Source organism: Pseudomonas sp. BN411 (assembly GCF_029871235.1).
GTDB lineage: Bacteria > Pseudomonadota > Gammaproteobacteria > Pseudomonadales > Pseudomonadaceae > Metapseudomonas.
Genome location: NZ_SSOM01000080.1, coordinates 135851 through 157698, shown reverse-complemented (window position 1 = coordinate 157698; position 21848 = coordinate 135851). Strand labels below are relative to the sequence as shown.

At 63.3% G+C, this 21848-nt stretch carries 23 protein-coding genes and 1 pseudogene; 14 read left to right on the top strand and 10 right to left on the bottom strand.

Translation table 11 applies throughout. The features are described 5' to 3' along the window. Positions 1 to 3 precede the first annotated feature (3 nt). Positions 4 to 1245 (bottom strand): acyl-CoA dehydrogenase family protein, encoded by a 1242-nt coding sequence (locus E8F06_RS23720; RefSeq protein ID WP_280371644.1) that lies wholly within the window; start codon positions 1243 to 1245, stop codon positions 4 to 6. Between the two features lie 359 nt (positions 1246 to 1604). Between E8F06_RS23720 and msuE the strand changes: the two genes are divergently transcribed. The 9 genes and pseudogenes from msuE to E8F06_RS23675 all read left to right on the top strand — a co-directional run. Further along, a complete protein-coding gene (gene msuE / locus E8F06_RS23715; RefSeq protein ID WP_280371642.1) occupies positions 1605 to 2159 on the top strand; it encodes an FMN reductase in 555 nt (184 codons plus the stop codon). Between the two features lie 21 nt (positions 2160 to 2180). Further along, positions 2181 to 3281, top strand: coding sequence for a dimethylsulfone monooxygenase SfnG (gene sfnG / locus E8F06_RS23710; RefSeq protein ID WP_280371884.1), 1101 nt, complete (start codon positions 2181 to 2183; stop codon positions 3279 to 3281). 10 nt (positions 3282 to 3291) lie between these two features. Beyond that, positions 3292 to 4422, top strand: a complete 1131-nt coding sequence (locus E8F06_RS23705) for an AMP-binding protein (protein WP_280371640.1) — start codon at positions 3292 to 3294, stop codon at positions 4420 to 4422. 10 nt (positions 4423 to 4432) lie between these two features. Beyond that, positions 4433 to 5206: an ABC transporter ATP-binding protein gene (locus tag E8F06_RS23700; RefSeq protein WP_280371638.1), complete on the top strand. Its 774-nt coding sequence runs from the start codon at positions 4433 to 4435 to the stop codon at positions 5204 to 5206. 72 nt (positions 5207 to 5278) lie between these two features. Beyond that, a complete protein-coding gene (locus E8F06_RS23695) occupies positions 5279 to 6160 on the top strand; it encodes a branched-chain amino acid ABC transporter permease (RefSeq protein ID WP_280371636.1) in 882 nt (293 codons plus the stop codon). Between the two features lie 12 nt (positions 6161 to 6172). Then, positions 6173 to 7240: a branched-chain amino acid ABC transporter permease gene (locus tag E8F06_RS23690; protein ID WP_280371634.1), complete on the top strand. Its 1068-nt coding sequence runs from the start codon at positions 6173 to 6175 to the stop codon at positions 7238 to 7240. A gap of 60 nt (positions 7241 to 7300) precedes the next feature. Then, positions 7301 to 8626, top strand: coding sequence for an ABC transporter substrate-binding protein (locus E8F06_RS23685; protein WP_280371632.1), 1326 nt, complete (start codon positions 7301 to 7303; stop codon positions 8624 to 8626). 55 nt (positions 8627 to 8681) lie between these two features. Then, positions 8682 to 9428 carry an ABC transporter ATP-binding protein gene (locus E8F06_RS23680; protein WP_280371630.1) on the top strand — a complete coding sequence of 249 codons (747 nt, stop codon included), beginning with the start codon at positions 8682 to 8684 and terminating at the stop codon, positions 9426 to 9428. A gap of 21 nt (positions 9429 to 9449) precedes the next feature. Further along, positions 9450 to 9668: pseudogene (locus E8F06_RS23675) on the top strand (DUF2931 family protein); the annotation flags it as partial. A gap of 39 nt (positions 9669 to 9707) precedes the next feature. Here E8F06_RS23675 and E8F06_RS23670 read toward each other — a convergent pair. From E8F06_RS23670 to E8F06_RS23655, 4 genes are all read right to left on the bottom strand, one after another. Continuing rightward, the gene (locus E8F06_RS23670) at positions 9708 to 9962 is read right to left on the bottom strand and encodes a hypothetical protein (RefSeq protein WP_280371628.1); all 255 of its coding nucleotides are present in this window, start codon (positions 9960 to 9962) and stop codon (positions 9708 to 9710) included. Continuing rightward, a complete protein-coding gene (locus E8F06_RS23665) occupies positions 9959 to 10366 on the bottom strand; it encodes a BRO family protein (protein ID WP_280371626.1) in 408 nt (135 codons plus the stop codon). Before E8F06_RS23665 ends, E8F06_RS23670 begins: the two co-directional genes overlap by 4 nt. A gap of 57 nt (positions 10367 to 10423) precedes the next feature. Next, entirely contained in the window at positions 10424 to 11989 is a 1566-nt protein-coding gene (locus E8F06_RS23660) for a PAS domain-containing methyl-accepting chemotaxis protein (protein WP_280371624.1), read from the bottom strand. Positions 11990 to 12300: 311 nt separating this feature from the next. Next, entirely contained in the window at positions 12301 to 13050 is a 750-nt protein-coding gene (locus E8F06_RS23655; RefSeq protein ID WP_280371622.1) for a hypothetical protein, read from the bottom strand. Positions 13051 to 13372: 322 nt separating this feature from the next. On the opposite strand from E8F06_RS23655, the gene osmE reads away from it, so the two are divergent. From osmE to E8F06_RS23640, 3 genes are all read left to right on the top strand, one after another. Continuing rightward, entirely contained in the window at positions 13373 to 13726 is a 354-nt protein-coding gene (osmE, locus tag E8F06_RS23650; protein WP_280371620.1) for an osmotically-inducible lipoprotein OsmE, read from the top strand. Between the two features lie 348 nt (positions 13727 to 14074). Beyond that, complete coding sequence (locus tag E8F06_RS23645; RefSeq protein WP_280371618.1) at positions 14075 to 14749, top strand: MarC family NAAT transporter; 675 nt, start codon at positions 14075 to 14077, stop codon at positions 14747 to 14749. A gap of 270 nt (positions 14750 to 15019) precedes the next feature. Next, positions 15020 to 15763: a phytanoyl-CoA dioxygenase family protein gene (locus E8F06_RS23640; protein WP_280371616.1), complete on the top strand. Its 744-nt coding sequence runs from the start codon at positions 15020 to 15022 to the stop codon at positions 15761 to 15763. Between the two features lie 35 nt (positions 15764 to 15798). On the opposite strand, the gene E8F06_RS23635 is transcribed toward E8F06_RS23640, so the two are convergent. The 5 genes from E8F06_RS23635 to E8F06_RS23615 all read right to left on the bottom strand — a co-directional run bounded on the left by E8F06_RS23635 (position 15799) and on the right by E8F06_RS23615 (position 19215). After that, entirely contained in the window at positions 15799 to 16284 is a 486-nt protein-coding gene (locus tag E8F06_RS23635; protein WP_280371614.1) for a nuclear transport factor 2 family protein, read from the bottom strand. A 327-nt stretch (positions 16285 to 16611) separates the two neighbouring features. After that, on the bottom strand, positions 16612 to 17181 hold the full coding sequence (locus E8F06_RS23630) for a TetR/AcrR family transcriptional regulator (RefSeq protein ID WP_280371612.1): 570 nt from the start codon (positions 17179 to 17181) through the stop codon (positions 16612 to 16614). Between the two features lie 47 nt (positions 17182 to 17228). After that, entirely contained in the window at positions 17229 to 17630 is a 402-nt protein-coding gene (locus E8F06_RS23625; protein WP_280371610.1) for a PaaI family thioesterase, read from the bottom strand. Beyond that, positions 17627 to 18052 carry a PaaI family thioesterase gene (locus tag E8F06_RS23620; protein ID WP_280371608.1) on the bottom strand — a complete coding sequence of 142 codons (426 nt, stop codon included), beginning with the start codon at positions 18050 to 18052 and terminating at the stop codon, positions 17627 to 17629. Before E8F06_RS23620 ends, E8F06_RS23625 begins: the two co-directional genes overlap by 4 nt. 236 nt (positions 18053 to 18288) lie before the next feature. Next, positions 18289 to 19215: a LysR substrate-binding domain-containing protein gene (locus tag E8F06_RS23615; RefSeq protein WP_280371606.1), complete on the bottom strand. Its 927-nt coding sequence runs from the start codon at positions 19213 to 19215 to the stop codon at positions 18289 to 18291. Positions 19216 to 19350: 135 nt separating this feature from the next. Between E8F06_RS23615 and E8F06_RS23610 the strand changes: the two genes are divergently transcribed. Further along, positions 19351 to 20652, top strand: a complete 1302-nt coding sequence (locus E8F06_RS23610) for an FAD-binding oxidoreductase (protein ID WP_280371604.1) — start codon at positions 19351 to 19353, stop codon at positions 20650 to 20652. 43 nt (positions 20653 to 20695) lie between these two features. After that, positions 20696 to 21784 (top strand): polyamine ABC transporter substrate-binding protein, encoded by a 1089-nt coding sequence (locus tag E8F06_RS23605; RefSeq protein WP_280371602.1) that lies wholly within the window; start codon positions 20696 to 20698, stop codon positions 21782 to 21784. Positions 21785 to 21848 lie beyond the last annotated feature (64 nt).

Below are 21848 nucleotides of genomic sequence, written 5' to 3'. Positions count from 1 at the left end.
CTATCAGCTCGCCTGCTTGGCGCCGCCGCCGATCTGCCAGACGTAGGGTGGTTCGCTGCGGTTGATCTCCCAGTCGCCGATGATCCGCTCCTTGTAGATCAGCGGATTGTGTGAGGCGGCGGTGCGGGCGTTGCGCCAGTGGCGGTCGAGCAGCTTGCCGGTGCTAGTGGCCGAGGCGCTGAGCGCATTGAACAGGTCGCTGGTCAGGCGCAGCACCAGCTCGGCGATCACCACTTGGCCCTGGGCTGACTCCAGTTCGGCGGCGACGTTGGCCTGGCGCTCGTCCTCGGCATCGCCGCCAAAGCGTGCCTCGTAGGCCCACTGAGCAGCCTCTGCCGCGCGCACGGCGGTGGCCTCGGCGGCGTAGGCCTGGGCGGAAGCCTTGCCGACCACCTGCTGCACCTGTGGGTCGCGGTCAACCGAGCTGGCGTTGCCATGGCTGAATACCCGAGTGCGCAGGCGTACCTGCTCGGCCACGTCGCGCACCGCAGAGCGGCCGGTGCCGGCCAGCACGGCCAGCAGCACCAACTGGTAGAACGCGGTTTGGTACTTGAAGCGGCTGGCGAAGGGGATGATGTTCTCCGCGGCCACTTCGGCATCGACGAAGCGCGAGGTACCGCTGCCGGTGGTGCGCTGGCCGAAGCCGTCCCAGTCGTCGCTCTGCTGCACGCCCGGCTGGTTGGTGCGTAACGCGGCGATCACGTCTTCGCCGGTGTCGTCGAGCTGGGCGTAGAGGTCGATCCAGTCGGCGAAGATGCTGCCAGTGCTGTAGTACTTGGTGCCGTTGACCAGCCAGCGTTCACCCTGACGCGAGACTCGGGTGATGACCTCGCCGATCTTCACGTTGCCGACCTCGGTCCAGGCGTTGCCGACCAACTCGCCGGCGACGAAACGCTTGAACCAGGTTTCCTGATTGGCCTCGGCGTGGGCGTTGAGGCGGTCCTCGACGAAGGCGAAGTGGCCACGCAGGGCCTGCGGAATGTTGGAGTCGGCCTCGGCCAGCTCGATCAGCAGTTGGATCAATTGCGGCAGCGAGGCGCCGGCGCCGCCGTGCTCGCGCGGCACGCGCACGGCACCGAAACCGGCCTCCTTGAGCCAACGGATGGGTTCGTGGGGCAGGGTGCGGGTGCGCTCGCGGTCCAGTGCACCCTCGGCGATGCGAACGAAGATTGGACGAAACCTGGCGGCTAGCGCCTCGTAGTCGACGCCGGTGGAAAGCTGTGGAAGGTGCTGCTGGGCGGTCATCGCGGGTCTCCTGGTAGGCGGCTGACCCTATGGCCGGGGCAATCTTCGTGCCTTTCAGTGAAAGTCTATATATATCAATGGCTTGACTTCATATGGCCGTGCCGGGCCGCTGTGGCCGGCGGGGCAGGTTGCTGGGCGGCTGTTGCCCTGCAGACAGCTGCCTCGACGATTTCTCCCGGTGGCTGGGGCGCGAAGCTGTTGGCTCAGCAACAGTGGTTCAACAGGTTGTTAGTCACTGAGCACCCGGTCCTCTCTGTCTTCCTCTTGTATAGCTATGATTTAAAAGGAGTTTTTTCTTTGGCACGGTTGCTGCTCTGACCTCTGCAAAGCAATGCAGCGCCATGGGCGAGAGGTTGGAGATGAGTCAAGCAATCAAGGTGGTCGTGGTGTCGGGCAGTCTGCGCGATCCGTCGCGTACCCATGCCCTGTTGCAGGTGCTGGTAGAGCGCCTGCAAGCGCGCCTGGTGATCGACCTGCACTGGGTACGCATTGCCCAATTGGGCAGCGTTCTGGCCGGTTCGCTGGAGCGCGACAGTGCCTCCTCGGCGTTGCTGCCGCACCTGCGTGCCGTGGAAAACGCTGACCTGATCATCGCCGGCAGCCCCGTCTATCGCGCGTCCTACACCGGCCTGTTCAAGCACTTCTTCGACCTGGTGGATTACCAGGCCCTCAAAGGTGTCCCGGTGCTGCTGGCCGCCACCGGTGGCGGCGAGCGCCACGCGCTGGTGATCGATCATCAGCTACGTCCGCTGTTCGCGTTCTTTCAGGCGCACACCCTGCCTTACGGTCTGTACGCCACCCTCGACGCCTTCTCCGACTACCGCCTCGAAGACGCGGCGCAGTTCGAGCGCATCGAGCGGGCGCTTGACCCGGTCGAGGCCTTCTTTCGTAGCCCGGCCGTTCGCGCGGCCTGAATTCCAAGGACCACAGGAGTCATAGATATGAGCCAACAACCGATCAAATTTGCCTACTGGGTGCCCAATGTCAGCGGCGGTCTGGTGGTCAGCAACATCGAACAGCGCACCAGCTGGGACATTGACTACAACCGCAAGCTGGCGCAGATCGCCGAGCGTTCCGGCTTCGACTACGCGCTGTCGCAGATACGCTTCACTGCCGGTTACGGCGCCGAGTTCCAGCACGAGTCGGTGGCCATCAGTCATGCGCTGCTGGCCGCCACCGAGAAGCTCAAGGTGATCGCCGCCATCCTGCCCGGTCCGTGGAATCCGGCGCTGGCCGCCAAGCAGCTGGCCACCATCGACCAGCTCACCAATGGCCGCGTCGCCATAAACGTGGTGTCCGGCTGGTTCAAGGGCGAGTTCCACGCCATTGGCGAGCCCTGGCTGGAGCACGACGAGCGCTACCGCCGTTCCGAGGAATTCATCCGCGCGCTGAAGGGCATCTGGACCCAGGACAACTTCAGCTTCAACGGCGACTTCTACCGCTTCCGCGATTACACCCTGAAACCCAAGCCGCTGCAGCAGCCGCACCCGGAGATCTTCCAGGGTGGCAGCTCGCGCGCGGCGCGCGACATGGCCTCGCGGGTGTCCGACTGGTACTTCACCAACGGCAACACGGTGGAGGGCATCAAGGCCCAGGTCGACGACATCCGTGCCAAGGCCGCGGCCAACGGCCACTCGGTGAAGATCGGGGTGAACGCTTTCATCATCGCCCGCGACAGCGAAGAGGAAGCCCGCGCCGTGCTGCAGGAAATCATCGACAAGGCCAATCCGGAGGCGGTCAACGCCTTCGGGGCCGAGGTGAAGAACGCCGGCGCGGCCAGCCCCGAGCGCGAGGGCAACTGGGCCAAGTCCAGCTTCGAGGACCTGGTGCAGTACAACGACGGCTTCAAGACCAACCTGATCGGCACCCCGCGGCAGATCGCCGAGCGCATCGTCGCGCTCAAGGCGGTGGGCGTGGATCTGATCCTCTCCGGCTTCCTGCACTTCCAGGAGGAGGTCGAGTACTTCGGTCAGCACGTGCTGCCGCTGGTGCGCGAGCTGGAGACGGAGAAGCGCGCCGAGAAGGCGGTGGCCTGAGACGATGGCGATGAGCGACGCGACCCCGACCACGTTACCGGCCTGGCTGGCCCATCAGGCCCGCCGTCGGCCGACCGCCATCGCCCTGCGCCATAAGCGCCTGGGCGTCTGGCAGGCGCGCAATTGGGCCCAGGTGCAGGCGGAGGTGCTGGCCGTGGCCGGCGCCCTGCGTGCCGGTGGTTTCGGCCCCTGCGCGCAGCTGGTGATCCTCAGCCGGCCGCGCCCGGAGGCGCTGTACGCAGCCCTGGCGGCGCAGTGGCTGGGTGGGGTGGCGGCGTTGTTCGATCCGCTGGAGGCGGCGGGCAAGCAAGCCACCGTGCTGTGTGAGACGGAGGCGGGCTTCGTTTTTGCCGAGGGTCTGGAGGAGATCCTGCGCCTGCGCGAAGTCGGCCTGGTGCCGGGATGGCTGGCCTACGCCGACGGTCGTGGCCTGGCCGATCCCGTGGTGCGAGGCGAGGCGCTGGACTATGACCGGCTGCTGACCTCCGAGGCCGAATACGGCGCGCCGCCGGTTCGCGCCGAGGACGCGGCGTTCGTCTTCCACCGTCTCGGTGCGGCAAAGGTGGAGCGGCAAGGCTTCAGCCATGCCGAGCTGCTACAGGAGGGCGAGCGGCTGGTGCGCGGCGAACGCCTCTCGGAGCACGAGGAGGCCCTGGCCGCCCGTGCCTTCGCCGCCAGCGGTCAGGCCCGTTACCTGCTGGCGCCCTGGCTGGTGGCTGGCTTTCGCCTGAACTTCCCCGAGCGGCTGGAAACCCGCGACCAGGACCGTCGCGAGCTGGGTCCCAGCCTGGTGCTCGGCACTCGCGAGACCTACGGTCGCCTGCACGAGTTGGTGCGCCAGCGCCTGCCGTTGCCTGGCAGCCTGCGTCGGCGCCTCGTGGACTGGGCGCTGCAGCAGGATGGCGGAGCACCGCGTCGGCTGCTCGGCCATCTGCTGGTGCGCCGGCCGTTGCGCGATGTGCTGGGTTTCTCCCGCACTCGCGTAGCGCTGCTGGTGGGGCCGCCGCTGGAGGAAGAGGCGCAGCGCTTTTTCGCCGGGCTCGGGATCGAGGTGCGCAACTGGCCAGCGGCGGAACGCTGGATCGAACTGCGCGAACGGGACGTCGCCAGCTGGTCGCTGGGCCGGCCACAAACGGCGTGAGGAGCACAGGATGAGTGGCACGACACTGCTGGAACTGCGAGACATCTCGCTGTCTTTCAAGGGCGTCAAGGCGATCAGCGACATCAGTTTCGCCGTGGCCGAGGGTGAGATCTGCGCGCTGATCGGGCCCAACGGCGCCGGCAAGAGCTCACTGCTCAACGTGATCAATGGCGTCTACCAGCCACAGAGCGGAGTGATCCGCTTCGCCGGCCAGGCGCGCCGCGCCATGCGTCCGCACGACGCGGCCCGTCGCGGTATTGCCCGTACCTTCCAGAACATCGCGCTGTTCAAGGGTATGAGCGTGCTCGACAACCTGCTCACCGGGCGCAACCTCAAGCGCCGCGCCAGCTGGCTGGAACAGGCACTACGTCTGGGCCGTGCGCCGGGCGAGGATGATCGCCAGCGCGAGGCGGCGGAGCGGGTTCTGGCCTTTCTGCGCATCCAGCCCTGGCGCGACGCCATAGTGGGCAAGCTGCCCTACGGCCTGCAGAAGCGCGTCGAGCTGGCCCGCGCCCTGGCCGCCGAGCCGCGCCTGTTGCTGCTGGACGAGCCCATGGCCGGGATGAATACCGAGGAGAAGGCGGAGATGAGCCGCTTCATCCTGGATATCAACCGCGAGTTCGGTACCACGGTGGTGTTGATCGAGCACGACATCGGCGTGGTGATGAGCCTCTCTGACCACGTGGTGGTGCTCGACTATGGCCGCAAGATCGGCGACGGCCCGCCCGATGAGGTGCGCCAGAACGCCGAGGTTATAGCCGCCTACCTCGGCACTCGACACTGACCCCGCCGCGTCACCGCCCGCAGCCATGGCGTGGGTAGGGGAGCGGCATGCCCGAAAACAGGAAGTGCACGCATGGAATTCTTCTTCGAGGTACTGATAGGCGGCCTGCTGGCGGGGGTGATGTACTCGCTGGTCGCCATCGGCTTCGTGCTGATCTACAAGGCCAGCGGGGTGTTCAACTTTGCCCAGGGCGCCATGGTGTTGTTCGCCGCGCTGACCTTCGTCAGCCTGCTGGAGCGCGGGGTGCCATTCTGGCTGGCCTTCGCCATCACCCTGGCGACCATGGTGGCGCTGGCCTTGTTGATCGAGCGGGCGGTGCTGCGGCCGCTGGTCAATCGCTCGCCGATCACCCTGTTCATGGCCACCCTCGGCCTGTCCTACGTCATCGAGGGCGCCGCCCAGGCGCTGTGGGGCGCCCAGGTGCACGGCCTGGAGCTGGGCATCAGCGATGAGCCGCTGGAGTTGGGCGGCATGCTGCTGTCGCAGTTCGACCTGTTCGCCTCGGCCACCGCCGCGCTGCTGGTGGCCACCCTGTCATTGCTATTCAACCGCACGCGCGTCGGCCTGGCCCTGCGCGCTGTGGCCGACGACCCGCTGGCCGCCCAGGCAGTGGGCATCCGCCTGCATCGGGTGTGGGCGGTGGTGTGGGCGGTGGCCGGCTTCGTCGGCCTGGTGGCCGGGCTGCTCTGGGGCGCGCGTCTGGGCGTGCAGTTCTCGCTGTCGCTGGTGGTACTCAAGGCGCTGCCGGTGCTGATCATCGGCGGCTTCACCTCAATCACCGGCGCCATAGTCGGCGGCTTGCTGATCGGCGCCTCGGAGAAACTCGCCGAGGTCTATCTCGGGCCCTACATCGGTGGCGGCATCGAGAACTGGTTCCCCTATGTGCTGGCCCTGCTGTTCCTGCTGGTGCGCCCGGCGGGGCTGTTCGGCGAACGCGCCATCGAGCGTGTGTAAGGAGACGATGCAATGCTCTACAACGAAGCCGGCCAGTTCAGCGTGCGCTATGCCGACGACCGCCGATTCTTTCGCCTGCGCCAGGACCGCATCGGCCTCGCCACGCTGCTGGCATTCGCCTTCATCGGCGTGCCGCTGCTCGGCAGCGACTACTGGTTCAACGCCATCCTGATTCCCTTCCTGGTGCTGTCGCTGGCTGGGCTCGGGCTGAACTTGCTGACCGGTTACGCCGGCCAGCTGTCGCTGGGCTCGGCGGCTTTCATGGCGGTCGGTGCCTTTGCCACCTACAACTTCGAGCTGCGCGTGCCAGGCCTGCCGCTGCTACTCAGCATTCTCCTCGGCGGGCTGACAGCGGCCCTGGTGGCCATTGTCTTCGGTCTGCCGAGCCTGCGCATCAAGGGCTTTTACCTGCTGGTGTCGACCCTGGCCGCGCAGTTCTTCGTGCAGTGGGCGCTGACCAGGTTCGGCTGGTTCTCCAACTACAACTCCTCCGGGGTGATCAGCGCGCCGCCGCTGTGGGTGGCGGGTCTGGACTTCGGAACGCCGGCCGGGCGCTACCTGTTCACCCTCGGCGTGGTGCTGGCGCTGTTCTGGCTCGGCGGCAACCTGGTGCGCAGCGAGCTGGGGCGCAACTGGATGGCGGTGCGCGACATGGATACCGCCGCCGCGGTGATCGGCATCCCGCTGCTCAAGACCAAACTGCTGGCCTTTGCCATCAGCGGCTTCTTCCTCGGCGTGGCTGGCGCCCTGTGGGCCTTCACCTACCTGGGCACGGTGGAGCCGCACGGTTTCGACCTCAGTCGCTCCTTCCAGATCCTGTTCATCATCATCATCGGCGGCCTGGGCAGCATCCTCGGCAACTTCCTCGGCGCCGCCTTCATCGTGCTGTTCCCGCTGCTGCTGTCGAACCTCGCCGCGCTGCTGCCGGCCGGGCTGATCGACGCCGGCCAGCTGGAGAACCTGCAGAAGATCGTGTTCGGCACGCTGATCATCCTCTTCCTGATCAAGGAGCCGGAGGGTCTCGCGCGCCTCTGGCAGAAATTCCGCGAGCGCGCACGGCTCTGGCCGCTGCGCTACTGAGCGAACCCCATGGGCCAAGGCCCGCATACATGCCAAGCGATTTCGACAAGGACTAGCACAATGAACAAACGCACTTTCGCCGGCGGCCTGGCCCTGGCGCTCAGCCTCTCTGCCGCCGCCTTCACCGTCCAGGCGGACAGCGAGCAGTACTTCCCGCTGCAGAGTTACCGGGTCGGCCCCTATGCTGCCGGCGGTACCGGCTTCTTCGGCGGCTTCATCGACTACCTCAAGTACGTCAACGCCAACGGCGGGGTGAACGGAGTCAAGCTGACCTGGAGCGAGTGCGAGACCGAGTATGTGGTGGAGAAGGGCGTGGAGTGCTACGAGCGCCTGAAGACGGGCCAGAACGGCGCTCCGGCGGCTGCCACCAACCCGCTTTCGGTGGGTATCGCCTATGCCACCCTGGAGCGCTCCACCGCCGACAAGCTGCCGCTGATCACCATCAACCACGGGCGCACTGATTCCACCGACGGCAGTGTGTTTCCGTACGCCTTCCCGCTGCAGCTCAACCCCTATTCCGAGGTCTCGGCCATCGTCAACTGGATCGGCGAGAAGAGTGGCGGGCTCGACCAGCTCCAGGGCAAGAAGATCGTCACCCTCTACCACGGCTCGCCCTACGGCAAGGAAACCAACGAGGTGCTGCAGACTCTGGCTGACAAGTACGGCTTCGAGCTGACCTTGCTGGAGGTGCCGCACCCGGGCAACGAGCAGCAGTCGCAGTGGCTGAACATCCGCCGCATCAAGCCGGACTGGGTGATTCTGCGTGGCTGGGGCGTGATGAACCCGGTGGCGCTGAAGACCGCGCAGAAGGTCGGCTACCCGACCGACCACATCATCGGCAACATCTGGAGCAACTCGGAGGAGGATGCTGCCCCGGCCGGTGCCGCCGCCAAGGGCTTCATCGCCATCACCACCCATCCGTCCGGCACTTCCTTCCCGGTACTGCAGGGCATCCAGCAGCAGGTGGTGGACAAGGGCCAGGGCGACCTTGCCGATCCCAAGCGCTTTGGCACCGTCTACTACAACCTCGGCGTGGTTAACGGCATCCTCAACGTCGAGGCCGTGCGCATCGCCCAGGAGAAGTTCGGCAAGCAGCCGCTGACCGGTGAGCAGGTGCGCTGGGGCTTCGAGAACCTGCGCCTGGACGACGCGCGCCTGCAGGCGCTGGGCGCCAAGGGGCTGGTGCAGCCGCTGCAGCTGTCTTGCTCTGACCACGAGGGCGGCGGCGCGGTGCGCTTCCAGCAGTGGGACGGGCAGAAGTGGAATCTGATCAGCGACTGGGTGCAGGCCGACCGCGCGCTGCTGCGGCCGATCATCGAGGCGTCTTCGCACAAGTACGCCCAGGAGAAGGGCATCACTCCGCGCGACTGCAGCCAGCAGGGCTGATGCTCGCCGTTCCGGCCGGGGCGCCCGCCCCGGTCTTCCGCCAAGGGAGTCCGACATGATCCTGCAGGTCGATGACATCGAAGTGCTCTACGAGCAAGTGATACTCGCGGTGTGCGGCGTGTCCCTGACGGTCGGGGAGGGCCAGGTGGTGGCCCTGCTCGGCGCCAACGGCGCCGGCAAGAGCACCACGCTCAAGTCCATCGCCGGCCTTGTACGTGCCGAACGCGGTGAAGTGGTGCGCGGTACCATCCGCTACCAGGGTCGCGACATCACCCGTTCGGCGCCCCAGGCGCTGGCGTCCGCCGGTCTGGTGCAGGTGCTGGAGGGCCGCCACTGTTTCGCCCATCTGACGGTGGAGGAGAATCTGCTTACCGGTGCCTTTGCCCGGACGCGCATCGGGCGCGGCGAGTTGCGCGAGGAGCTTGCGCGCATCTACGACTGGTTCCCACGCCTGAAGACCCGGCGCAAGAGCCTGGCCGGCTACACCTCGGGTGGCGAACAGCAGATGGTGGCGATCGGTCGTGCACTGATCTCGCGACCTCGTCTGGTGCTGCTGGACGAGCCCTCGATGGGCCTGGCACCGCAGATAGTCGAAGAGATCTTCGACATCGTCGGCGAGCTGAACCGGCGGGACGGCGTGAGCTTCCTGGTGGCCGAGCAGAACATCGATGTTGCCCTGCGCCATGCTCACCACGCCTATGTGCTGGAGAGTGGTCGGGTGGTCGACCAGGGCCCGGCCGGGGAGTTGGCTGCCCGTGGCGACCTGCACGATTTTTACCTGGGGGCCGTGGGCCGGGCTTGAGTCATATGTGTACCAGACAGCTTCCGACGGAGCTTGGTTATTGGCCTGGCTCCCGGTGGTGTGGTGACAGTCTGGGTGAGAAGCACCTGCGGCGAAAGCATCGACGTCTTGCGTGTCCAAGCTGAAGTTGAGCCTAAAGGACCCTCTCAAGGAAAAACCGAAGGGAAGTACGCCCTTCCGCTTAAGCCGGCGTCGAAGGCCTATATCGAGAAGCACGGTATTCCATACGGCAGTTGGTAACCGAAGAAGCGCGGCCGCTGACGGCCGCGCTTTTCCGCCTCACAGCACCGGGCGACCGACCGGCAATTTCACCATCTCCACCAACCGGTAGAAGTCCTCGTGGCTGCTTCGGGACAGATGAATCACCGCATCCAGCAAGGCGCCTTCCCGGTAGTCGTTGAGGTAAGGCCCCGGGTCGCCGTCGCGCAGTGCCGAGTTATCCATCAACACCTCGGCGATCACCTGAGTGGTGTGCAGCCGAGCCTCCAACTGCCGCACCAGCTCCTGCAGCCGTCGCTCATCATGGGCACTCATGGCGACACCTCCTGGCCGTCCGCCAGAAAGGCCGGCAAATCCCGCCAGGCCACCCACAGCTCTCGCTGCCAACGCACCACACCCACCTGCCGGTTTGCCCAACTGATAAAGGCCCGTCGCGGTTCTGCACTTGGGGCCCGGTGATAGTCATGCAGCGTCGGCACGAGTACCTCGCTCAGCCAGCGGCTGATCTCGACATGCTCCGGTCGAGCAAAGCGAAACAGGGCCTTGTAGGCCCCGGCATCGCTGATGGCCTCTACTTCTTCATGAGAGTCGCAGGTGTGCGCGAGCAAGACGGTTCGCTTCTCGAAACGCTCCAAGGCATGGAGCAAGCGGCGGGGATTATGCAGTCCCATCAACTGGGCGAAGTCAGGAGCGACGAACCAGGGCTGGTTGTCGATCATTACGGCGCGAAGACGGCGGGCGTGGTGATGGAAAACGATAGGGGTGATCCAACGTCTTCAGGTGTTGAAGCGCGCGACCAGCGCATGCAGGGAATGCGCGGTGGTTGCCAGCTCGCTGCCCAGCTGGGAGGAGCGCGAGGTGATCGCGGCATTGTGTTCGGCAGCCTCGGAGATGGTGCCAATCTGCCGCGAGATATCTTCGGCCACCCGGCTTTGCTCCCCGGCTGCGCTGGCCATCTGTTCGGCCATCAGGTGGATGCGTTCGACGGCGACGGTGATGCCGCCGAGGGCAGCTTCGGTCTCGATCACCCGTTCCACCCCACTGCGCGCCTCACTGCTGCCTTGCTGTGCGATGGTCACGGCCTGACCGGCCACGCCCTGCAGGTTGGCAATGATGCGCTGGATCGCCTCGGTGGACTCCTGGGTCTTGGACGCCAGGGCGCGCACCTCATCGGCGACCACGGCGAAGCCACGTCCTTGTTCGCCCGCGCGTGCCGCTTCGATGGCCGCATTCAAGGCCAGCAGGTTGGTTTGTTCGGCGATAGCGCGAATCATGTCTGCCGCCTGCTGGATCGACTCGGCTTCGGTGGCCAGGCCGGTCACCGAAGTGCTGATCTGGTCCACGGTTTGTGCCAGCTTCTCCACCACGAGCCGGCTCTGCTGCGCCTGTCGCGAGCCTTCCAGTGAAAGCTGGCTGACTTGTCGGGCTTCCTGGGCAGTCTGCTGCACGTGGCTGGACACCTGGGCGATCGATGTTGCCATCTCGTGCATGGCAGTGGCCGCCATTTCCGCCTCGACCTGTTGCGCTTGCAGGGCCTGCTCGGCTTGTTGAACCAACTGGCCATTCTGCGAGGCTTGGCTGGCAGTCAGGTCGGCGAAATCGCCAAGCCGGCAAAGCGCGGTACGAATGCGCGCCCCCTCGCTGATCAGCGCCAGCTGGAGGCTAGCCACTGCTCCGGTGTCGTCGGTATAGGTGCGCGCCACCAACTCACTGGCGAATGCCTTGGGCGCGGCTTGTGCCACCCGAGACAGAGCACGCTTCACGAAACCCAGGGTGGCCAGGGTTTGCCCGAAAGTAAGCAAGAGGGCGCTGGCGATGCCAAACCCGGCATGCCCTTCGGCGTACAAGGTCACGCCCAGCAGGGCGCCGAGCAGTGGCAGCAACAGGAAGCGCGCAGCCACGCCCAGCCGCTCCCCCATGGAATTTGCCGCCCGGCCACTGTTGAGTCGCGCATAGAGTCGTTCGGCGCGATGTACTTGCCTGGTGTCGGGACGGGTCCTAACCGACTCGTAGCCCACCACCTGTCCCGCCTCGAGAATCGGCGTGATATAGGCGTTGACCCAGTAGAAGTCGCCATTGCTGCAGCGGTTCTTGACGATGCCCATCCAGCTCTTGCCAGCCTTGAGGTAGTCCCACATTTGCTCAAACACCTGCTTCGGCATGTCCGGGTGGCGCACCAGGTTATGCGGGCTGCCGAGCAACTGCTCCCGGCTGAAGCCGCTGACAGCGACAAACTCGTCATTGCAGTAGGTGATGACGCCGTTGCAGTCGGTGACCGAGGTCAGATGCTGTTGGGCCGGGATGTTGCGCTCCCGTTGGGTGGTCGGCATGTTCTTGCGCATCTGTATTCCTGCTGATAGCAACGCTGCGGATGGGTATGGGAGCCGGGGAGTTCCAGCCTGGACGGGCCAGGGAATACCGGTGTGCTGGGTCAGTTTGTGGCGTGACGCAGCCCCGGCCCGGTGCTCAAGATCCTAGGAATGACGGTTCTTCCCGACTTCGCTTTGGCTGTCAGGCACTTTTCATTTCGCGACAGACGCCCAACGGGCCGATTCGTCAGAGACGGACTGATTGCCCGTCGCCTATTGCGCTGCAGGTAGTTGGGAGGCAGCCGCATCAGCGGCTGCAAGGGGAGGGGGAAGCGATACGTGATTCAGGGGGAGGGCGGCAGTACCGCAACCGCCAGCTCGTCCAGATCGATGGAGGCGCGATTGAGATAAAACTCAGGACCACCGCTGCCAGCGCTACCGCCCTTCGTCATCTGCTGCAGTTGCGGACGTACGAACAGATAGCTGGTCCTGGCCTTCGACAACACCTCGGCATGCTCGGTATGGCGTGCCAGTAGCGCTTCGAAACGCTGCTCGATCATCTGGTTGAGCTCCTTTGCCTGATCTGGTGTCAGCGTCAGGCCGCCTTTGTGCGACAGCGGGTAGAGACGAACCTGGTAGTCCAGCAACAGTGTGGCCAGGGCCTGGCTTTGCGCCCAGATGTCGGCGGCGGCCAGGTCAGGCCCGGCGTTGGCGTAAGCAGTGGAGGTCGCCCCCTGCAGCTGTTGTTGATGGCCGAGCAGTTGCTGGACCAGCTCCGGGTAACGCTTGCGCTCGGTCCGAGGCAGTCGCTCGAGGGCGTCGAAAACTTCCTTCATGGCGCGCAGCGGCTGCAACAACGACTCGGGCTGTCCCAGCTGTACCACGTAGGTTTCCATCGCATTGAGGTGCTCGTAGGTGGCGTTCAAGGCTCGTGGGTCGGGCATACGTTCGGCCGGATTGAAGTAGACCATCGCGCTGGCACACATCAGTTGGCTGCGACTGAGGATTTCACTCAACTGCGCGGCGCTTCGTCCATCTCCCCAGGCCAATGGGCCAATCAGGCACAACAGCAACAGCAGCGACTTCATTCGCATGATCCACATCCTCAATTCTTGTTGTTATGTCGGGTCACAGTGCAAAACCATGCAGCCCATCAGGGGCTGCGATAACAGGGCACCAGGACTCCTTCTCAGGTGGCAAGCTGGTCGGCCAACTGGCGGATAGTAGTCGGGACAAAAAAGCGGGACATAGTCCAAAAGGGGGACGGATTTTATGAAGGGCTGCTATTGACAAGCCGCCCCCTAGCTGTCGGAACGAGTCTGCCGCAGGTCCTCGGTCATAGAGAAAGAGACTTTAATTTAAGGAACACCCTCAAATTCGAAGTTCTCCTCGCGCATTCGTATCAGGAGAGCGGCCATGAAAAAACTGCATTTCGTAATGATCGTGGCGCTAGCGGCGGTCGGCGGCTGTTTCGGCAACCCCGTGACCTATCGAGACCAACCGCTGGTGGCGAAAGTCCAGACGGGTATGACCAAGCAGCAGGTCATTGAAATCGGTGGTGAGCCTGCCATGACTCTCACGCGCAAGGCGCAGCCAGGCTCTTGCTATGAATACCTGTTCACCCATGCGGGTGAGCGTCAGGCGTATATGGTCAGCTTTGATGCCAATGACAACGTTGACCATAAGGACTTCCGGACCTGCGCCTTTTGGGACGAGTACCAGGAAAATGCCAAGGTGCCGTTTTATATGGACCCTGGTTATGGCAAGTGAAGGACGCCTTGTACTGGTTCAGTAGGTCCATTGGGTTCGCTGGAAGTCGCACTGGTCTGGATGACTAGAGCAGCCTGTTGCGCAGAGTTGTGGATCCCTTCCAGGGCTGGACGCCCGGGCGCCACCTGGCGTGCCAATTCCGCGACGGGTGCCCGCGCGAACTGGATCGTATCGGTTCACGCTGAGCAGCAATTGGGCCGAAATTGATCTGTGCCGATAGGTCGTTGAGTTCTATCTGGGGATGCAGTGAGTTCTACGTCTATATTGAGACGACGATGCCGGTGCAGATTGATTTCCGCAGCCAGGCACTTGTGGAGAATCACTAGAAAACTTTCAGGATGGCTGGGCATGGGTGACTTATTAGACGCCGTTTTGCTGGGGCTTCTGGCATTGCTGCCATTGATAAACCCACCAACGACAGTGGCGCTTTTCCTGGCTTTCTCCCAAGGACTTAGTCGCGAAGAAAAGAACAAACAGGCATTCCTGACGGCACTTAACGTATTTCTCATCATGATACTCACCTACTATTCAGGTGAATTGATCATGGATGCTTTCAATATATCCATACCGGGTTTACGAATTGCTGGTGGCGGAATTCTGATAATAATTGGCGCAAAAATGCTCTTCCCTCAACCTTCCGAGCCTTCTACCTCTCGCAACAGCAAGGAAGAACGAGCCAGTTTTGCATTCATCCCGCTGGCCATGCCCAGTACGGCTGGGCCGGGTACTATTGCGCTGATCATCAGTGCCTCCGCCACCATCAAGCACAACACGACTTTTCCATCGTGGGTGATACTGATAGCGCCACCATTAATCTTCCTTTCAACCGCACTGATACTCTGGGGCTGTTTGCGAGCTTCAGACCTGATAATGAAGGTAACTGGCCCATCAGGAGTTGATGCGGTTTCACGCATGATGGGCTTTTTGCTCGTGTGCATGGGGGTTCAATTTGCCATCAATGGATCGATAGAAATCGTACAAACCCTCATCAATAACAACATCCAGTTACTTCGCCATCCATAAATCCATCCAGACCCCGCGAAGCTGGCCAATTACCTCCTTCATGGTGTCGCCAGTGCCTGACGTCTCCGTCTGGGCGGCTCGGCCAGGGTTCCCTTGATCATTCCCGCATGTATCCACTGCATTGCTTGATTCGGTTCTGGCTACTTGTGACCAGCCGCTTCTGCCAAAGGCAGTGTTTTTTGCATCATTCGCCTGACTAACACCTGATGCTCTAGTCTGGCTCCGGGCGGTTCTGCAAGACGCATTGGTGAAAAAGGAATTGAGGAAGCCATGACTGACCGCGAGCAACTTCATCGAGATGGCTACGTGCTGCTTCCTCGCGCGATTCCGGCGGAGTGGCTGGGTGAGCTTCGCGCTGTGTTCGATGCAGGCGTGAAGCCGTCGAGCCAATGGCCAGTGCCGCGTGGCATGGATTGGCGCCATTCGCTGTTGGACGATGATTGGAAGGTTCAGGCTGTGTGTCGTCTGCCCGAGGTGCTGGCAGTGGTTGGTGAGTTGATCGGGGAAAGGTTCTTCCTTTCGCAGGTGGAGGGTCGCGAGCCTCTGGCAGAGGGTGGTCATCAGCGGCTGCACCGCGACTTGTCGGCCCAACGGCCAGGCGACATGGTGAACGCCCTGGCTTATTTCGACGACTATGGCCCCGAGAACGGAGCGACACGTATCGTCCCCGGCAGCCATCGCCCTGAGCAGGGGGAGCCGCCATTCGATTTCAATGACGAGTCCCGGTCTGTGCAGCTTTCAGGCTCCGCGGGTGACATCCTGGTGTTCGATGTCGATCTGGTGCATGCGGGCAGTCTGAACTCAACCGGCGCACGACGCCGCTCCATTCTGATCAGCTATTTCTCCGAACTTCTATACGCATCTCACTTGGAGACGGCCGGCTTGCGAGGAATTCGGATGGACACCACCGAGAGGTTCGATCCCGCGGATTTTGCCTTGGGGGCAGCCATGGGCGGCGCTGCCGGTTACGACCGGACGGAGCCGACCCAAAGCTGCCAAATTGGCCAGAAGTAGTCATCCTGGTCGAGGTGCGTTGCGCCCTTGGCGCCTCAATTTTTCTCGGGCATTGCGGACGAGTGATGGCTGGTGATCAGCCACTGCTGTCCGTCCCATTTGTAGGTGTATGTATAGCGAGCTTTCACCTGGGTGCCGGAAGCGCCGAACGTGAAGGTGTAAAGCCCGGCATCAACCGCTGAATTGCAGTCGATCTCTATCATTCTCCAGTCGATCTTGCCCACCGGCTTGTTTTCCAGGAAGTGCTGGAAGTAATCCTCCTTTTCGGACGGGGTCGTTCGCGGTTTGTTCGATACGGTCGCAAGTAGTACGGAGTGCTCGGCATAGTTGGCGACAACCTTGAGTGGGTCGCCGGTTTGCAGTGACCGATTCCATCGATCGAACAACGCCGAGATTTCTTGTTCGCTGGTTGCCTTGCATTCTTCCGTGCGTCCAGTGCCGGAGCCGGAAGTCGATGAGTAAGAAGTACAGCCTGCAAGAACGACGACCAGCGCCGCTGGCACGATGATTGAGTTTTTCATTGTTGGTCTTCTGAGGGGCAGAAACAGTGGGGAGTAACTGCTGGTTTTGCGTCAGGGTTCGACGAGAGGGACGACACGGATGGCAAACCCGGGCGGTCAGAGCAGTATAGGCAGCCAATCCAATCAGCCTGCCGACCTGAGAGCAGCGTCCATAACGGTTCGCTATTGGCGGTGGAATGAATCGATTGAATACAGAGTCGTTAGATGCCGCGCCGGGAAAACGTTCAGTACTTTCTAGAACGTTCGAACGGGGCAGGGGGGCTAAGCGGTCTGCCGGAGCTCAGGCGTCCCTGCTGCGCGATACACACGCTCTGCGCCAGGCTACGGCTACGCCGGCAGCAGCTCCCGGAGTTCACGCTCTGTCGCATGCAGTGCTCGTAGTGACTGTTCGGCACGAGCGATCGCGACCGCCCCTTCGAGCGCGGCAAGGACGAGCCACGCGCGCGAGGCGGCGGCCTCCTTTTCCAGGCCATCGGCGCACAGCGCGCGTTCGATGCTGGCATGCCAGGCCTGTAGTACCTGCCGGCACTCGGCATGTACCGGCGCCAGCTCGGCGTCGATGCTGAGAGTGGTGGAGAACACCGGGCAGGCCTCGGCGAATTGCGAATCCTCAAGCCAGCCACGTAGGGTTGCGGTGAAACAGCGCAGCACATTCCGCGCATGGGGTGCCCGTCCACCGGCCTGGTCGAGAAAATCGCAGACCTCACGTCCGACGAAGCCGATTGCCGCGCTGGCTATCTGCGGCTTGCCGTCGGGGAAATAGTGGTACAGCGAGCCTTTCGGGGCCTCGGCACGGGCGATGATGTCGTTAAGGCCCGTACCGGCATAGCCCCGGCTGGCCAGCAGCGCAGCAGTGGCCCGGACGATGCGCTCGGCGGCGTTGGACTTCTTCGGCAAACGTGACTCTCCAGGTAGCGGCGACGGCGGGTTAGCTTGCCCGAGCCTCAGGGAAGATGGAACACACCGCTGGCACTGGCTACCAGTCGCTCGCCTGTGCGGATCCGCGCCGAGGCGAAGGCCATGCGCTGTCCGAGCTTGTCGATTTCGGTGTGCACTTCAAGCCAGTCGCCGACCCGCGCGACGGCGCAGAAGTCGAGACGCAGTCCGACCGTAACCATCGGTTGTGGCGGTTCGCGGGAGAACGCCATGGCATAGCCGAGACCAACGTCGGCAAGCGTGCCAAGCAGCCCGCCGTGCGCTGTTCCGCCGTGGTTGCAATGCTTGTCTTCGACCCGCAGCGCGACTACCAGGCGATGCTGCGCGTCGCGCCGAAAGTAGAAGGGCCCGAGCAGATCGAGCAATGGACTGCTGCGTAGCAGAGGCTGGAATCCCTCGGGCACGTTCATGCGGCACCAACCCTGGCAATGCTGGCAAGGGCCACGGCCACCTGTTTCTCGTTCCCCTGTTCCAGGGCGAACACGTCGGCCTGCACCACCAGCGTCCGGCCGCCGGCCTTCAGTACCCGACCCTGTGCCCGCAGACGCTCGCCCCTGGCCGGTGCCAGCAGGTTGAGCTTGTATTCCGCGGTGACGACATCGCCGGCCAGGGAAGCTGCCGCCCAGGCACAGGCGCTATCGGCCATGAAGCCGACGATGGCGCCGTGCACGAAACCGTGATGCTGATGCATCAATTCGGGTTTGACCTCGATTTCGAACTCGGCGACGCCATTGCCGAACTCCCGAATCGTGGCGCCCATCAGCTGCGCGAACGGGGTAACCGCGATGACCTGTTCCAATTGCTGGCGTGTGATGTGGGAAGTCGTGGGCATGGGAAGCGATCTCCGTTTCTATATAGACTGGTCTAGATAAACTAGGCCCAAACGGAGATTCGGTCAGCTCTCTTGCGGTCCTATTGGAGCAGTGAATGGTGGTTCATAGACGTCTCCGACGTTTCTCGAGCAGGCAATCGGTGCCTGCCTCGTGACTCGGCCTTTCACGCTCGCCCATATACCTGTCGCTGGCCAAGGCGCCAACAGGCGCCGATCCAGCCAGGCGGCTTCTGGCTTCAGCCGGGTAAATTTCTGCTCGCGGCAGTGGTCGTCTGTTCAACCTGCTCCTCGAACCAGCTCAAAACGGCTCGGCAAGCGGGGTGTGTCACGCCACTGTCGCGCAACCAGAGCGCATAAACGCCACCGGTTCGCAGCGCCTCGCCGAAGGGCACCACCAGGTCGCCGCGTACCAATGCATCGTGGGCCAGGACCTTGTCGGTCATTGCCACGCCCAGGCCCCGTGCAGCGGCATCCAGTGCGAGGTCGTCAAGGTTGAACTGGAGGTGTTTGTACCCGCGCTCGGCCTGGTCCCGCTGTGCGTGCAGCCAGAGGGTCCACTCATGTCGCGCGGTGGAACCGTGGATCAGTGCGTGCCCGGCGAGTTCATCGAGCGAGCGCGGCGGTGCCAGGCCGCCACTGAGTTCGGGCGCGCAGACGGGAATCAGGTACTCGTCGAACAGTGGGGTCAGTGGACGCTCGTCCAGACCGCCGGGCAGGTACAGCACGTAGGCGTCGCAGTCACCGCCGGTGTCCACCGTCTCACCGCTGACGGTCTCGATGGACAGGCACAAACCGGGGTTGATGGCGTAGAACGAACTCAGCCTGGGCAACAGCCAGCGCACTGCCAGCGATACGAAAATGCGGATGCGAAAGGGCCGATCCTGGGGCGGTGGCGCCAGACGCAGCTCCAGCGCGCGCAAGGACTTCAGCATCTCCTGCGCCACTTCGTACACCTCTCGCCCATGCGCAGTCAGCGTGACCTTGCGGCTGGTGCGCTCGAACAGCGTGGTCTGGTAGTGCTCTTCGAGCTGCTGAACCTGCCGGCTGATGGCGCTCTGGGTCAGGTGTAACTGCCGGGCGGCTTCGGTGAAGTTGCTGGTATCGGCGACCCGAACCAGGGCCTGCAGTGCCTGGAGTGAAGGAACTCGGAGCATTTTATCCATGCTAATTCCGAATAGATGGATGATTTTTTAACGTTAGAGTCACGTTGCGCGTGCCCGTAAATTAAGGGCCAACGGCGCATTCATGGGGTTATTGCCAATAACTCTCGCGCATTGATTGTGAGGAAGTGACAGGCAATGAACAACCACTGTGGCTGGATCGCTCTGGCTGGCGAATCCCCTGTGCGACCGCGCCTCGCAGGTGCCCATAAAGCCGACTGGCTCATCATCGGCGGCGGCATCACCGGTCTTTCGGCAGCCCATACCTTGGCGAGCCGTTTTCCTGCGCAGCGCATCGTGTTGCTGGATCGCCAGCGTGTCGCCCAGGGTGCTTCTGCGCGTAACTCGGGCTTCGTGGTGAGCCACGAGCTGCCGGGGGCCAACGAACTGATCGGCACGCCGGGGTTTTCCGCCTACCAGGTGGCTTCCCGCATCGGCGTTGCCGCCGGTAACGAGGTGCGTCGGCGGATTGCCGAACTGGGTATCGCCTGTGAGCTCAGCGACGACGGCTACCACTTCGCGGTACACGAACCTGCGCATCTCGATCATGCGGAAGAAGCGGTGGAAACGCTGAGCGCGGTTGGCGCCGAGGCGCATTACGTCGAAGCAACGGGCCTCAAACAGCGCCTGGGCACTGCGTTCTACACCCGTGCGATCCATTGCGCGGGGGGGAATGGGCTGTTGCAGCCGGCGCGCTACGTCAAAGGCTTGGCCGATCACCTGCCGGTGCAGGTGGATGTGTATGAAAACAGTGCCGTGACGGAGCTGCGCCGCACGCCGGGCAGAGGCTGGAAAGCACGCACCGCCAACGGCGAGGTGGAGGCCGCGCAAGTCCTGGTCTGCGTCGGCGCCTTTTTGCCGCGGGTGGGACTGCATCGCAGCGGCGCGTTCCCGCTGGAGTTGAGCGCCAGCATTACCCGCCCATTGACGGAGGCTCACTGGCAGACCCTGTTCGACGAACAGGGCTGGGGCGTGCTTTCCACCCTGCCGGGGGGCTGCACGCTGCGACTGCTGCCAGGCCGCCGCCTGCTGATACGCAACACAGTCGAATACCGCCAACGCGATCTGGACGCAGGTGAGCTGGCCGCGCGCCAACGTCAACACCTGCTGGGGCTGCAGAAGCGCTTCCCCGGCATTCAGGGGCACGATCTTGAATACACCTGGACTGGCCATCTGAGCGGCACCCGTTCCGGGGAACCGTACTTCGCTCGGGTCGACGACGGGCTGCATGCGGTAGCCGGGTGCAATGGCTCCGGCGTCGCGCGCGGCACCCTGTGGGGCCGCTTGCTGGTCGAGTTGGCGATCGGCGCGGACTCGCCCCTGCTCAGCGATGTACTCGGACAGGCCAAGCCAGGCTATCTCCCCCCCAGGCCTTTCTTCGATGTCGGCGCCAGCGTGCGCATGGCCTGGGAAGTCTGGCGGGCGCGGAATGAACGTTGAAACCCAGGCGTATACGCCTCAGCGAAAACAAGAGAGGAACCCGATGATCAAGCACACCTGCGCGGCACTGTTCTCAACGGCGTTGTTGGCCAGCGCGGCCCATGCGGCGGACACCGTCAACATCGCCAACTGGAGCGGTTATATCGCCGACGACACCTTGGCCGAATTCACCCGACGCACCGGCATCCAGACCACCTACGACCTCATCGATAGCAACGAAACCACTGAAGCCAAACTGATGACCGGCGGCAGCGGCTACGACCTGGTCAGCCCGTCCAACCATTTCCTGCCGCGCCTGATCAAGGCTGGGGCCATCCAGGAGCTGGACCGGAGCAAGCTGCCCAACTGGAACAACCTCGATCCCAAGCTGATGAAGATTCTCGAGGCGAGCGACCCGGGCAATCGCTACGCGATTCCCTATATGTGGGTGACGGTAGGCATCGGCTACAACGCCGACAAGATCAAGGCCATTTTCGGCAGTACCGAGGTGACCCAGTCCTGGCAGCTGCTGTTCAACCCGGAGAACATCAAGAAGCTCAGTCAGTGCGGTGTGGCCTTCCTCGACAACCCGACGCAGATAGTCTCCATCACCCTCAAGACCCTGGGCCTGGACCCACACAGCCAGAACCCCGACGATCTCAAGAAGGCCGAGGCTGCACTCCTGGCCGTCCGTCCCTACATTCAATATTTCCACCAGTCGAAGTACGTCAGCGACCTGGCCAACGGCAACATCTGCGTCGCCATCGGCTTCAGCGGCGACGTGCTACAGGCCATGAGCAGCGCGCACCAGGCGGGGAACAATGTGAACCTGGGTTACAGCATCCCGCGCGAAGGTTCCACAGTGGCGGTCGATATGGTGGTGATACCGAAAGGCGCGCCGCACCTGGACAACGCCTATGCCTACATGAACTACCTGCTCGAACCCAAGGTAATCGCGAATATCAGCAACGCCGTGAAATACCCCAACGGCAACGCCGCTGCTCTGGCATACGTCGCTCCTGAACTGCGCGACAACCCGGCGGCGTACCCGCCTCAGGCGGTACTCGATACCCTGTTCCCGATCCAGACCCTGACGCCGGCCGGTATGCGCCTGAGCACACGACTGTGGACGCGTGTGACCAGCGGTAAGTGAGTCAAGGCTCTGCCCGGGGCGATATGGGCAGTCGGGTTTGGCCCCGGGGTCCTGGCAGACCGAT